The 12,362-nt window shown below is 65.4% G+C and carries 12 protein-coding genes; 6 read left to right on the plus strand and 6 right to left on the minus strand.

The window, feature by feature from the left end; all coding sequences use genetic code 11:
- Positions 1-57 precede the first annotated feature (57 nt).
- Positions 58-1,158, plus strand: a complete 1,101-nt coding sequence (locus HYH08_RS14255) for a DUF2336 domain-containing protein (RefSeq protein WP_220010445.1) — start codon at positions 58-60, stop codon at positions 1,156-1,158.
- Between the two features lie 17 nt (positions 1,159-1,175).
- On the opposite strand, the gene paoC is transcribed toward HYH08_RS14255, so the two are convergent.
- The 5 genes from paoC to HYH08_RS14280 form a co-directional block, all read right to left on the minus strand.
- Entirely contained in the window at positions 1,176-3,383 is a 2,208-nt protein-coding gene (paoC, locus tag HYH08_RS14260; protein ID WP_220010446.1) for an aldehyde oxidoreductase molybdenum-binding subunit PaoC, read from the minus strand.
- 3 nt (positions 3,384-3,386) lie between these two features.
- A complete protein-coding gene (locus HYH08_RS14265) occupies positions 3,387-4,337 on the minus strand; it encodes an FAD binding domain-containing protein (RefSeq protein WP_220010447.1) in 951 nt (316 codons plus the stop codon).
- Positions 4,334-5,005: an aldehyde dehydrogenase iron-sulfur subunit PaoA gene (paoA, locus tag HYH08_RS14270; protein WP_220010448.1), complete on the minus strand. Its 672-nt coding sequence runs from the start codon at positions 5,003-5,005 to the stop codon at positions 4,334-4,336. Before paoA ends, HYH08_RS14265 begins: the two co-directional genes overlap by 4 nt.
- Positions 5,006-5,223: 218 nt before the next feature.
- The gene (locus tag HYH08_RS14275) at positions 5,224-5,862 is read right to left on the minus strand and encodes an NrsF family protein (RefSeq protein ID WP_220010449.1); all 639 of its coding nucleotides are present in this window, start codon (positions 5,860-5,862) and stop codon (positions 5,224-5,226) included.
- A gap of 2 nt (positions 5,863-5,864) precedes the next feature.
- On the minus strand, positions 5,865-6,410 hold the full coding sequence (locus HYH08_RS14280) for a sigma-70 family RNA polymerase sigma factor (protein WP_220010450.1): 546 nt from the start codon (positions 6,408-6,410) through the stop codon (positions 5,865-5,867).
- Between the two features lie 286 nt (positions 6,411-6,696).
- Here HYH08_RS14280 and HYH08_RS14285 point away from each other — a divergent pair, with 286 nt between their 5' ends.
- The 3 genes from HYH08_RS14285 to HYH08_RS14295 all read left to right on the plus strand — a co-directional run bounded on the left by HYH08_RS14285 (position 6,697) and on the right by HYH08_RS14295 (position 9,913).
- Positions 6,697-7,377, plus strand: a complete 681-nt coding sequence (locus HYH08_RS14285) for a hypothetical protein (RefSeq protein ID WP_220010451.1) — start codon at positions 6,697-6,699, stop codon at positions 7,375-7,377.
- A gap of 136 nt (positions 7,378-7,513) precedes the next feature.
- The gene (locus HYH08_RS14290) at positions 7,514-8,293 is read left to right on the plus strand and encodes an enoyl-CoA hydratase (protein WP_220010452.1); all 780 of its coding nucleotides are present in this window, start codon (positions 7,514-7,516) and stop codon (positions 8,291-8,293) included.
- Positions 8,294-8,515: 222 nt separating this feature from the next.
- Positions 8,516-9,913, plus strand: a complete 1,398-nt coding sequence (locus HYH08_RS14295) for a TolC family outer membrane protein (RefSeq protein ID WP_220010453.1) — start codon at positions 8,516-8,518, stop codon at positions 9,911-9,913.
- 33 nt (positions 9,914-9,946) lie between these two features.
- On the opposite strand, the gene HYH08_RS14300 is transcribed toward HYH08_RS14295, so the two are convergent.
- Positions 9,947-10,336 (minus strand): avidin/streptavidin family protein, encoded by a 390-nt coding sequence (locus tag HYH08_RS14300; RefSeq protein WP_220010454.1) that lies wholly within the window; start codon positions 10,334-10,336, stop codon positions 9,947-9,949.
- Positions 10,337-10,543: 207 nt separating this feature from the next.
- On the opposite strand from HYH08_RS14300, the gene HYH08_RS14305 reads away from it, so the two are divergent.
- Together HYH08_RS14305 and HYH08_RS14310 are read left to right on the plus strand one after the other, a co-directional pair.
- Entirely contained in the window at positions 10,544-11,506 is a 963-nt protein-coding gene (locus tag HYH08_RS14305; protein WP_220010455.1) for an amidohydrolase family protein, read from the plus strand.
- A 223-nt stretch (positions 11,507-11,729) separates the two neighbouring features.
- Positions 11,730-12,356: a LysE family translocator gene (locus HYH08_RS14310; protein ID WP_220010456.1), complete on the plus strand. Its 627-nt coding sequence runs from the start codon at positions 11,730-11,732 to the stop codon at positions 12,354-12,356.
- Positions 12,357-12,362: the final 6 nt, after the last annotated feature.

The raw sequence follows: 12,362 nt of genomic DNA on the forward strand, positions 1-12,362 counted from the left end.
CATTTTCACCCGGCCGCGCAGAAGAAGCGGCCGAACCGAAAGCTCCAGGACAGGGCAATGAGATCGAAATCCGCCAAACCATCCGAGAACCTGCTGGAGGAATTGCAGGCTGCGCTCTCGCACGGCACCGTCGCGCGCCGGGTCGAGACACTGCGCCGCGTCACCGATCTCTTCGTCGGCAATGCGGTGGAGTATTCGGACGAGCACGTGCGCGTGTTCGACGACGTGTTCCAGTGCCTGATCGAGCAGATCGAGACCTCGGCAAGGGCCCTGCTCGCCGAGCGCCTCGCACCGCTTCCGGCTGCGCCGCCAAAGATCATCCGCACGCTGGCGTTCGACAAGGTCATCGAGGTGGCCGGCCCCGTGCTGGCGAAAGCGGAACGGCTGGACGAGACGACCCTGCTCGAGATCGCGCGCACGCGCGGCCAGGCCCATCTGAAGGCGATCTCGCTACGCCGGGTGCTGTCGGAGGCGCTGACGGATGTGCTGGTGACGCGCGGCGACGAGGACGTGGTGCAGTCGACCGTCAGCAATCCCGGCGCGCAGCTTTCCGAGGGAAGCCTCACCGATCTCGTGACGCGCGCCGAGCGCGACGACGATCTCGCCGCCTGCATCGGCCTGCGGCCCGATCTGCCGCGCCATCACTATCTGAAGCTGATCGCGAAGGCCTCCCTGAGCGTGCGCAGGAAGCTGGAGGCCGCCCACCCCGAGCTCGCCGACGAAGTCTCGAGCGTGGTCCAGGAAGCGGCCCAGCGCGTCCGTGCCGCCGCCATGACCAGGCAGACCGAGATGGCGCGCGCGCTGGTGAAGTCGCTGCACGAGGATGGCCGCCTCAACGAATTGCAGGTCACCGCTTTCGCCGAGCAGGGCAAGTTCGACGAGACCAATGCGGGACTCGCCGCGCTTGCGGGCGTCGCGGTCGACACCGCCGAGACCATGATGATCGAGAGCCGCACCGAGGGCGTGATGATCCTCGCCAAGGTCGCTGGCCTGCAATGGTCGAGCGTGCGCGCGATCATCGCGATGCGCGAAAAACTCTCCGGCGGCGCACGGACCGACATGATGACGCTGCGCGACAGCTATGAAGCCCTGCGCTCATCGACCGCACAGCAGGTGCTGCGCTTCCACCGCATGCAAAGCACCATCCCTGCGGCCTGACGTCACCGGGGCTGGCATCAGGCGTTCGGCATGTGATCCAGCAGCTTGTCGAGCGTGATCGGATAGTCACGCACGCGGATGCCGGTGGCGTTGTAGATCGCGTTGGCCAACGCCGCGGCAACGCCGCATATCCCGAGCTCGGCGATACCCTTTGCCTTCATCGGCGAGGACATCGGATCCGTCTCATCCAGGAAGATCGTGTCCTGATGCGGAATATCGGCATGAACAGGCACTTCGTAACCGGCAAGGTCGTGATTGACGAAAAAGCCGGCGCGCTTGTCCACGACGAGATCTTCCATCAGCGCGGCCCCTACACCCATCGTCATCGCGCCGATGACCTGGCTGCGTGCCGTCTTCGGATTGAGAATGCGGCCCGCGGCACAGACGGCGAGCATGCGCCGCACGCGGATTTCGGCCGTTGCGGCGTCGACGCCGAGCTCGACGAAATGCGCGCCGAAGGTCGATTGCTGATGGGTCTTGGCGAGATCGCCATACTCGATCGAATCCTCGGCCACGAGCTCGCCGTCCGACGCAGCCTGCTCCAACGGGACGCTTCGGTTGCCCGATGATACCTGGCCATCCGCGAAAGCAGCGTCGGCGGAATTGAACCCGAGCTTCTGTGTCACCGCCTCACGCAGCTTGACGCAGGCCGCATAGACGCCCGAGGTCGAATTGTTCGCGCCGAACTGCCCGCCGGAGCCTGCGGAGACCGGAAAACTGGAGTCGCCGAGACGCACGACGACCTTGTCCAGCGGCACGCCCATCATCTCCGCCGCGGTCTGGGCGATGATCGTATAGCTGCCGGTTCCGATATCGGTCATGTCGGTCTCGACGGTCACGCGTCCCTGCCGGTCGAGACGGACGCGCGCGCCTGATTTCATCAGCAGGTTGTTGCGGAACGCGGCCGCCATGCCCATGCCCACCAGCCAGCGACCGTCGCGCTGCCTGCCCGGCTCGGCATTTCGCTTGCTCCAGCCGAAGCGCTCCGCGCCGATCCGCATGCATTCGACCAGCTGCCGCTGCGAGAACGGGCGGTTCGGATGCTCGGGATCGACCTGGGTGTCGTTGCGCGCACGGAACTCGACCGGGTCGAGCCCCAACCGCTCCGCCATTTCGTCCATGGCGATCTCCAGCGCCATCATGCCCGGCGCCTCGCCGGGGGCGCGCATGGCGTTGCCCTCGGGCAGATCGAGCATGGCGAGACGCATCGCCGTCATCCGGTTCTCACCGGCATAGAGCAGGCGCGTCTGGTTGACTGCCGTCTCTGGCCTGCCTTCCGGCAGATTGCCCGACCAGCTCTCATGTCCGATCGCGGTGATCTTGCCGTTCCGGTCGGCGCCGATGCGAATGCGCTGGATCGTCGCCGGACGATGCGTGGTGTTGTTGAACATCAGGGGGCGCTGCAGGGCCACCTTGACCGGACGGTTGGCGGCACGCGCGCCGAGTGCCGCGAGCACTGCGTCAGCACGGAGGAACAGCTTGCCGCCGAAGCCGCCGCCAATGAACGGCGAGATCACCCGAACGTTCTCCTTGGGAAGACCGAGCGTCTTCGCAACATCGCCAGTGGTCCAAGCGATCATCTGGTTGGAGGTCCAGAGCGTGAGCCTGTCGCCGTCCCACGCCGCCATCGACGCGTGTGGCTCCATCATGGCATGGGCCTGGTCCGGCGTGGTGTAGGTTGCGTCGAGCTGCACCGGCGCAGCCTCGTAGGCGCCGGCGAAATCGCCGACACTGGTCTTTGGCTGGCCGTCGACGCCGCCACCAGGAGGTTCCGCGGCGCTCTGCCGTCCAGCCGACAGGTCGAACGACCCCTTCGCCGCGCTGTAATCGACTTGGACGAGTTCGGCGGCGGCGCGGGCCTGTTCGAATGTCTCGGCAACGACGACCGCGACGGCTTGGTGGTAATGATCGATTTCCGGGCCGCCGAGCAATTTTGCCGTGTTGTGGGTGCCTTTGCCGAGCTTGCCGGCGTTCTCGGCCGTGACGATGGCGATGACACCGGGCGCGGCCTTGGCACGCGACAGATCCATCGATGCGATCCGGCCCTTGGCAATGGCCGAGCCGACGATGTAGCCGTAGGCGGGCTTCACGGCCCGGTCGTGCCATTCATAGGCATAGGTGGCCCGTCCGGTGGCCTTCAGCGGACCGTCGATGCGGCTGGTCGCATGACCGATGATCTTGAGCTGATCGATCGGATTGGTGGTCGCAGGCGTGTCGAATTTCATGGCTCAGCCTTTCGCTTCGGTCAGGACCGCGCCGAGGGTTCGCTCCACCAGCGAGAGCTTGAAAGCATTCTCCTTGGTCGGCCTCGCGCCCTCGAGCAGGCGCGCCGTAACGGCCTTGGCGCCGCGCGGCATTTCGGCCTCGGCGGCCTCGACGCGCCACGGCTTGTGCGCAACACCGCCGACGGCGACGCGTCCGGTTCCGTCGCGCTGCACGATCGCCCCCACCGACACCAGCGCGAACGCGTAGGACGCGCGGTCACGGACCTTGCGATAGATGTGCGTTCCGCCGACGGGCTTGGGCAGCGTCACAGACGTGATCAATTCGCCCGAACTCAGCGTCGTCTCGATGTGCGGGGTATCGCCGGGCAGACGGTGGAGATCGGCAATCGGGATGTCGCGGGTCGATCCGTCAGGGCGAACCGTCTGCACGGTCGCGTCGAGCGCACGCATGGCGATCGCCATGTCGCTCGGATGCGTCGCGATGCAGGCCTCGCTTGCACCGATCACCGCATGCTGGCGCGTCACGCCGCCGATGGCGGCACAGCCGCTGCCGGGCTTGCGTTTGTTGCAGGGCTGGTTGGTGTCATAGAAATACGGGCAACGCGTCCGCTGCAACAGATTGCCGGCCGTCGTCGCCCTGTTGCGCAATTGCCCCGATGCGCCGGCAAGCAGCGCGCGCGACAGCAGGCCATAGTCGCGCCGGATCCGCGCATCGGCCGCTAGGGTCGTATTGCGCACCAGCGCGCCGATACGAAGTCCGCCGTCGGACGTCGGCTCGATCTTGTCGAAGCCGAGGCCGTTGACATCGATCAGATGCGCAGGCGTCTCGATCTCGAGCTTCATCAGATCGAGCAGATTGGTGCCGCCAGCGATGAATTTGGCGTTGCTGTGATTGGCGGCAGCGGATGCCGCCGCCGCGGGCGAGTTGGCCTTCTCGTAGGTAAAGGACTTCATGCGGGCCTCCCGGCAACTTCCGTGATTGCCTCGGCGATGTTGGAATAGGCGCCGCAGCGGCAGATGTTGCCGCTCATGCGCTCGCGCAGCTCGGCGTTGCTGAATTCCGGCGCCGCATTGAGATCGCCCGTGACGTGACTGGGAATTCCGGCCTTGATCTCGTCGAGCACGGCGACCGCCGAACAGATTTGCCCCGGCGTGCAATAGCCGCACTGAAAGCCGTCATGCTTGACGAAAGCGGCCTGCATCGGATGCATGTGCTCCGGCGTGCCAAGCCCCTCGATGGTCGTAATGCTGTCGCCCTCATGCATGACGGCGAGCGTCAGGCACGAATTGATGCGCTGCCCGTCGACGATCACGGTGCATGCACCGCATTGGCCGTGGTCGCAGCCTTTCTTGGTGCCGGTCAGATGAAGATGCTCACGCAGGGCATCAAGCAGCGTCGTGCGGGTATCCAGCTCCAGGGCACGGACCTCGCCGTTGACGCTGAAGGACACCGTCGCCATCGCCGGAGCGTCCGGACGCGCAGCTGTCAGGGGCGAGGAGACAGAATTTTGAGCCTTGTCATTTTGAGCCTTGGCAATCCCGGATGTGGCGATCGCGACCGACGTCGCGGTTCCCACCAGAAGGTTCCGCCGCGACATTTCGAATGCGCTGAGTTTTCGCATGGTTGGGCATGTCCCTCGCTACAGCAGCGTCCATCGACGCTCTGGAGAGAAATCGTCCAACCGAAGTTAGTTTCCAGGCGTGAACGGGATTAGCCGTTCACAATGGCATGAGCCTATTAGTAGCCTATTAGCCGTGCGCATGAATGAGCCGTGATGAAGCTCATCGAAGACGGCACGTCGGGCAGATGTGACACAGCGTCCATCTGCGCGAGGCGCCTTCAATACCGCAACACCCTCGATCCGACCGCAGCGCCGATGGCGGTCACCACCGCGGTCGCGATTGTGTACCAGGTCGCGACGAACAGCGGGGAATCGTCGGTGCAGTGCGAGGCATAGAGCGTTGCGGCGAGCCCGGCCGACAGCAGGCCGGCGAGTGCGCCGGCGAGCGCGGGCCGCGACGGCGCGCCGTGACGCAGGCCGAACAAAGCGCCGGCGAGCAGCGGCAGCGACATTGCGGGGATTGCCATCAGGCAGGCCCTGGAGTTCCTGCCCACGAGCCGCATCGACATCGGCATCGCCGGCGCCATCATCGCCTCGCTGCCGATCGCAACCGCAAGCAGGCCGACGGGCAGCAGCAGCAGCCAGGCCCAGCCGCGCATCAGGGCTTCGGGCCGCGATAGATGCAGGCTGATGATGATCGCGGGGATCGCGAGCGACAGCGTCACCGCGAACTTGGTGTCGAAGAACGGATTGTGCATGGCCGTCATCACGTCGGGCCGTACGCCGAGGAAGCTTGCGAAGATCAGGATTGAGAACGGTGCCGCAACCAGCAGCGCCATCGTCAGCATGGCGCCGACGCGCGGGGCGCGATGGGAATTGTCGGCCGCAAGCGAGCGAATGAGTTGATCGGTGTCCATGACTAGTGGTCCCGCAGTTTGGCAGTCAGTGCCGCAAGTCCGCGATGCAGCGCGACGCGCACCGCACCTTCGCTCATCGCAAACTTCGCCGCCGTGTCTTTGATCGAGGCGCTCTCGACCGCGATCGACTGCAACACGTCGCGCTGACGCTGCGGCAGCGTGTTCAGCTGCGTCGCGACCTCGGCCGCGGAAGCGGTCTCTTCCGGCATCTCGCCCGGCAGCGTCTCGGCGAAATCGTCGATGTCGACGAAGATGCGCCTGCCGCGCCGCCTCAGCGCATCGATCAGCTTGTTGCGGGCGATCGCAAACAGCCACGGCGCGAAGGGAGCTTCGCTGTCCCAGGTGTGCCGTTTCAGATGCACCGCCAACAAAATCTCCTGCACGATATCCTCGGCCTGATCGGGGGGCTGCCCGGCCCGCGCCAGACCACGCCTTGCGGCAGCGCGCAGCACAGGCGTGACCGCCTTCAACAGGCGATGATACGCCGCATCATCGCCTGCCATGGCCGACCGCATCAGGCCGGTCCATTCGTCCTCACGTCCGCGCACGCGCGCCCCTCATCATGCAGTTCGGCCGCTTTTTCAGTTTGTTACGCCGGCATCGCACGATCACGAATTCGTGATCGACACCGGCCCGATGGCTGAACGGCCGTCGAAATCCGCGACGGCTCATAACACCGATCGGTCCCGTCCGCACCGGTGCCGGTCGCAGGGCGGGCGATTTGCCAAGCTTTTGCCCGGTGTAGCCCGAAGATTCCCATTTTCTGCCCCGCTGTCGTCACGCCCCGGGGTCTCTGTTCCGACCGGGACGGGCGGAATTGGGGAGATCGTCAACATGATGAAAGCCAGCGGACACGCCGCATTGATCCTCCTTGCCGGGCTTTTCCTGCTGTTCGGCGGGACCGTGCAGGCGGCGCCGAGCTCAGCCGGCAAATCCGACAGCGCGAGCAAGCAGGCCGACACGGCGAGGCCAGGCAAGCAGCGGCGCCACGCCTCTCGCCACCGCGACAGTGGCAAGGAGAGCGACAAGGCCGCGCAGAAATCCGACGACAAGGCCGCCAAGACCGAGGTCGCGGCGAAGGCCGACGAACCTAAGACCGACAATGGTGCCGATGGCGACGTGCCGGCCTCGAGCCGGATGCCGCCGGAAGTGGCCAACGCCCGCGCGCAGCTCGCCGCCGCCGATACGCCGCCCGCGGCCGCAGCCTCCGCGATGACGGGCCGCGCCAACGACAACGTTCAGGCCGCGGCCGATAATACCGCCACGCCGACGGCCGAAAGCCAGGCGGCGGCCCCCGATCAGCTCAATGATGCCGACCGCGGCCTGCAGCAGGACCCCGCGCCCGCACAAAAGGCGGTGATCGCCGCAACTGACGCGCAGCCGCGGCCCTCGCCTGTGATGGCGAGCAGCGACCACAGCTCGGCCTGGGACCAGAGCTCCCTGATCGGCAAGATCTTCATCGGCGTCGGCACGCTGCTGACGCTGGCCTCTGCCGCGCGCATGTTCATGGCCTGATCCTTGGCCTGATCCTTGGCCTGATTTGCCGGCCTGACGGACCTCGTCCGGAACGCGACAGCCGCGCGTTCCGGCCCCTTGAAGGCATCCGCGCCAGCGGGCACATTGCCCACCCAATCAAAAGCGTGGGTGGAGCATGAGCACGTTCGAACACATCATCGTCGAAAGCAAAGGCGCAGTCGGCATCATCAAGCTGAACCGGCCGAAGATGCTCAACGCGCTCTCCTTCGGCGTCTTCCGCGAGATTGCCGCGGCGGTCGACGATCTCGAGGCCGATGACGCCATCGGCTGCATCGTCGTCACCGGCAGCGAGAAGGCCTTTGCCGCCGGCGCCGACATCAAGGAGATGCAGCCGAAGAGCTTCATCGACATGTTCTCGGAGGACTTCGCCGCGATCGGCGGCGACCGTATCGCGCGCTGCCGCAAGCCGACCATTGCCGCGGTCGCAGGCTATGCGCTCGGTGGCGGCTGCGAGCTCGCCATGATGTGCGACTTCATCATCGCGGCCGACACCGCCAAATTCGGCCAACCCGAAATAACGCTCGGCACCATTCCCGGCATCGGCGGCACCCAGCGCCTGACCCGCGCGATCGGCAAGTCCAAGGCGATGGACCTCTGCCTCACCGGCCGCATGATGGACGCCGCGGAAGCCGAGCGCGCGGGCCTCGTGAGCCGCATCGTACCCGCTGACAAGCTGATGGACGAAGTCATGGCCGCCGCCGAGAAGATCGCCTCGATGTCGCGCCCCGCAGCCGCGATGGCCAAGGAAGCGGTGAACCGCGCCTTCGAGACCACGCTCGCCGAGGGCATGAGCGTCGAGCGCAACCTGTTCCATTCGACCTTCGCGCTGGAAGACCGCTCCGAGGGCATGGCCGCGTTCATCGAGAAGCGCAAGCCGGTGAACAAGAACCGCTAACACAGGGGAGCGGTCAGGCTGGTGTAAGGCTCTGACGCTATCCCGCAAAATCCCTGTGACGTACCTGCAACAAGCACGGAATAGATGGGGGTTTTCCCCGCGGCAGTTTGCCTGCGGGACCCCGGCTGGCTAAACAGTTAAGAGAGCCGCCGTCGGCGGGGGCGGACAGCCGGGATTGAGCGGGATTACATGATTGGGCGTACCGCCAGAGCTGGTCGCGTGATGACGCGACGCCGATCGGGCGTGGGTCCTGTGCTTGCGACATGGACCACGCTGGCGCTCTGCTGCGCCCTGCCCTCCGCCGCATGGGCCGAAGCCCTGCCGGAAGCATTGGCAAAGGCCTACCAAACCAATCCGCAGCTCAATTCCGAACGCGCGCGCCAGCGCGCCACCGATGAGAACGTGCCGCAGGCACTAGCCGGCTACCGCCCGCAAATCGTGGCGAGCCTCAGCGCCGGCCTGCAATCGGTGCGCAACCTGTTGCCCGACAACACCATCCAGACCGCCAATCTGAAGCCGTGGATCATCGGCGTCACGGTGACGCAGACGCTGTTCAACGGCTTCCGCACCGCCAACAATGTGCGCGCCGCCGAGCTCCAGGTGCAATCGGGCCGCGAAGCGCTGCGCAATGTAGGCCAGGGCGTGCTGCTCGACGCCGTCACCGCCTACACCAACGTGCTGGCAAACCAATCGCTGGTCGAGGCGCAGCGCTCCAACGTCGCGTTCCTGCGCGAGACGCTCGCCGTCACCCAGCGCCGCCTCAACGCCGGCGACGTCACGCCGACCGACAGCGCGCAGGCCGAAGCCCGCCTCAATCGCGGCCTGGCCGATCTCAACGCCGCCGAGGTCGCGCTCGCGGTCAGCCAGGCCACCTATGCGCAGGTGATCGGCAATCCGCCGTCGCAGCTCCGGGCTGCCGAGGTCGTCGACCGTTATCTGCCGAAGAGCCGCGACGATGCGATCACGATGGCGATCCGCCAGCATCCGGCGGTGATGGCGGCAGGCTTCGACGTCGATGTCGCCTCCACCAACATCCGCGTCGCCGAGGGCGCGCTGCTGCCGAGCGCCAGCGTCCAGGGCAGTGCCAGCAAGAGCCGCAACAACGACCCGACGCTCGGAACCTTCGCCGAGGACCAGGCCTCGATCGTCGCCAATGTCACCGTGCCGATCTATGACGGCGGTCAGGCGGCATCGCAAACCCGGCAGGCCAAGGAAATCACCGCGCAGAGCCGGCTCGTGCTCGATCAGGTCCGCAACCAGGCGCGCACGGCGGCGGTCAGCGCCTGGGTTGCCAATGAAGGCGCCAAGATCGCAGTCTCGGCCTCGGAGTCCGAGGTGAAGGCGGCAACCGTCGCCCTTCAGGGCGTGCAGCGCGAGGCCGCCGGCGGACAGCGCACGACGGTGGACGTGCTGAACTCGCAGGCCGATCTGATCCAGGCCAAGGCCCGCCTGATCGGCGCGCTGCGCGACCGCGTCATCGCCTCCTACACGCTGCTCAGCGCTGTCGGCCATCTCGACGTCAAGACCTTGAGCCTGAACACCCCGGACTATCTGCCCGAGGTGCACTACCAGCAGGTCCGCGACGCCTGGCACGGCCTGCGCACGCCGTCGGGGCAGTGAGGCGCAGTCAGCCACCGCCCCGGCGAAAGCGCTCTAGCGAACCCGCGTAAATATGTCCGTGCCCGTGGACTTCTGCGGCGGGCCAACGGGCGGCGTGTAGATCATGATCCAGTTCGTTCTCATCGTATTGCCGCTAACCGTGCCGAACCACGTCGTGTGCGAACTGCATTGCGTGAACGTCACCGCAAAGGTGACCGCTGGCCCTCGGGTGATTCCTTGCGCGGGGTACGGTATCCCCTGGCATTGATAACCAGGCGCCCTGTTTGTGAACGTGCCAGTGAACGGACCTGATGGATCGACGTAATACACTTCGAGGGTCGATCCCCGCTGGTTCTGCCAAAGCGACCATGAAGGTAATGCCTGGGCAGATGCGGCCGAATGAAGTCCAAGCAGGATGAAAAGCGCGAGCAATATTCTCTTCATAGGACCATGCTCCCTTTCGGATAAAATCCTTATAGTTGTATTTACTGATTGTAACTACCACACAATACAACCATCATCAACGGTTTCCGGTCAGCCCGGTTACGGCGCGAGCCGTCCCTGCCGGCGACCGGGTCGACTCCTCATCGATTGACCGGCGGCCGGCCGAAGATGTTATCCTCCCGAAAACGACGAACAGGGGGAGACACCATGCTCAATCGACGCAGCGTTCTGCTTGCCTCTCTTGCCGCCGGAGTAGCCATGACCAGCAAAGCCCACGCCCGCGCGGCGCAGCCCGCGACGCCGGTGAATTTCGACGTTCCGGCTCATGCCTGCGACTGCCACACCCACATCCATGGCGATGTCGAAAAGTTTCCGTTCTTCGCCGGCCGCGTCTATACCCCGGAACCGGCGAGCCCTGAGGAAATGGCCGCGCTCCACAAGGCGCTGCATATCGAGCGCGTCGTGATCGTGACGCCGAGCGTCTATGGCACCGATAATTCCTCGACGCTGTTCGGCATGAAGGCGCGCGGGGCGAACGCGCGCGGGGTCGCCGTGATCGACGACAAGACGAGCGAGGCGCAGCTCGATGCGATGCAGGCGGACGGTTTCCGCGGCATGCGCCTCAACCTCGCGACCGGCGGCGTCAACGATCCCAATGTCGGCAGGTCGCGCTTCACCGCCGCCGTCGAGCGCATGAAGGCGCGTGGCTGGCACGTCCAGCTCTACACCACGCTGGCCATGATCTCGGCGATCAAGGACCTCGTCGAGAGCGCGCCGGTGCCCGTCGTGTTCGACCATTTCGGCGGTCTCGAGGCATCGCTCGGTCTGGAGCAGCCGGGCTTCTCGGATCTCGTCGCGCTGGTGAAATCCGGAAAGGCCTATGTGAAGATCTCCGGGGCCTATCGCTCGTCGAAACTCGCGCCTGACTATCAGGACATGGTCTCCTATGCGCGCGCGTTGATCGCGGCGAACCCGGATCGCATCGTCTGGGGCACCGACTGGCCGCATCCGGATTCGAGCCGCGTCGAGGGGCGTAAGGCCACCGACATCGCGCCGCTCTACCAGATCGACGACGGTGCCTTGCTCAACCAGCTTCCGGTGTGGGCGCCTGATGCGAATGTGCGCAAGAAGATCCTGGTCGACAATCCCGCGCAGCTTTACGGGTTCTGAGTCGCGCCACGCGCAATTAGGTTCAACGATGCATGATGCGATTTCACGTCGAGTCGTGGAACCGTTGTAACGAGGGCACACATCGTTGCCGCGAGAACACAGCGCGGCAACGATTCACATGAACGTGTTCGCACGCGCGTTCGTTTTTCAGCCGTTTGGTTGAAGCGACAATTCGCGTTCACCGATACGCACGCACACAGATTTCATCTGTTCGTGCGGTCGCATGCCTTTATCGCATTATCTTGCCGCGCTCGTCTCCGGCATGGGAATTGGTTTCACCGTCGCAGCCCCGATCGGGCCGATGGGCATGTTGTGCATCCAGCGCACATTGGCATCGGGCATGGCCACCGGCCTTGCAACCGGATTCGGTGCGGCGACCGTGCATCTCACCTACAGCGCTTTAGCGGTTTTGGGACTGGGCACGCTCGCGCAGCCATGGGTCGAGGCGAATGCCGTGGCCTTCGGCATCGTCTCGGCGCTGACGCTCTTGTGGTTCGCGATCCGCACGCATCGTTGTTCCATCGTGTTTCAGGACACCGGTGAGATCGACAGGGTGCGGCTGGCGCGCGCCTATCTCAGCGCCATCGCGCTCGGGCTGACAAATCCGCTGACGGTCATCCTGTTTCTGGCCGCGCTGCATGCGTTCTCGACGCAGGCCGCGGCAGCACCGCTCATCGCGGGAGTCTTCGTCGGCTCCGCGGTCTGGTGGATGATGCTCAGCACGATCGTCGCGACCGCACGCGCGCGACTGACGCCCCGGATGCTGTCGCTGAGCAGCCGGTTCGCGAGCCTGATGCTGCTCGGCCTCGGCACCACGATGCTGCTACGGATCGCGCAGCGGATGCTGTGATGGCGA

The sequence above is a fragment of the Bradyrhizobium sp. BR 10289 genome, from assembly GCF_019455385.1.
Classification (GTDB): domain Bacteria; phylum Pseudomonadota; class Alphaproteobacteria; order Rhizobiales; family Xanthobacteraceae; genus Bradyrhizobium.

Excerpts from the sequence above, each read along its gene's own strand:
- HYH08_RS14255 (WP_220010445.1), top strand. The coding sequence starts at position 58 with ATGAGATCGAAATCCGCCAAACCATCCGAGAACCTGCTGGAGGAATTG.
- paoC (WP_220010446.1), bottom strand. The coding sequence starts at position 3,383 with ATGAAATTCGACACGCCTGCGACCACCAATCCGATCGATCAGCTCAAG.
- HYH08_RS14265 (WP_220010447.1), bottom strand. The coding sequence starts at position 4,337 with ATGAAGTCCTTTACCTACGAGAAGGCCAACTCGCCCGCGGCGGCGGCA.
- paoA (WP_220010448.1), bottom strand. The coding sequence starts at position 5,005 with ATGCGAAAACTCAGCGCATTCGAAATGTCGCGGCGGAACCTTCTGGTG.
- HYH08_RS14275 (WP_220010449.1), bottom strand. The coding sequence starts at position 5,862 with ATGGACACCGATCAACTCATTCGCTCGCTTGCGGCCGACAATTCCCAT.
- HYH08_RS14285 (WP_220010451.1), top strand. The coding sequence starts at position 6,697 with ATGATGAAAGCCAGCGGACACGCCGCATTGATCCTCCTTGCCGGGCTT.
- HYH08_RS14290 (WP_220010452.1), top strand. The coding sequence starts at position 7,514 with ATGAGCACGTTCGAACACATCATCGTCGAAAGCAAAGGCGCAGTCGGC.
- HYH08_RS14295 (WP_220010453.1), top strand. The coding sequence starts at position 8,516 with ATGACGCGACGCCGATCGGGCGTGGGTCCTGTGCTTGCGACATGGACC.
- HYH08_RS14300 (WP_220010454.1), bottom strand. The coding sequence starts at position 10,336 with ATGAAGAGAATATTGCTCGCGCTTTTCATCCTGCTTGGACTTCATTCG.
- HYH08_RS14305 (WP_220010455.1), top strand. The coding sequence starts at position 10,544 with ATGCTCAATCGACGCAGCGTTCTGCTTGCCTCTCTTGCCGCCGGAGTA.
- HYH08_RS14310 (WP_220010456.1), top strand. The coding sequence starts at position 11,730 with ATGCCTTTATCGCATTATCTTGCCGCGCTCGTCTCCGGCATGGGAATT.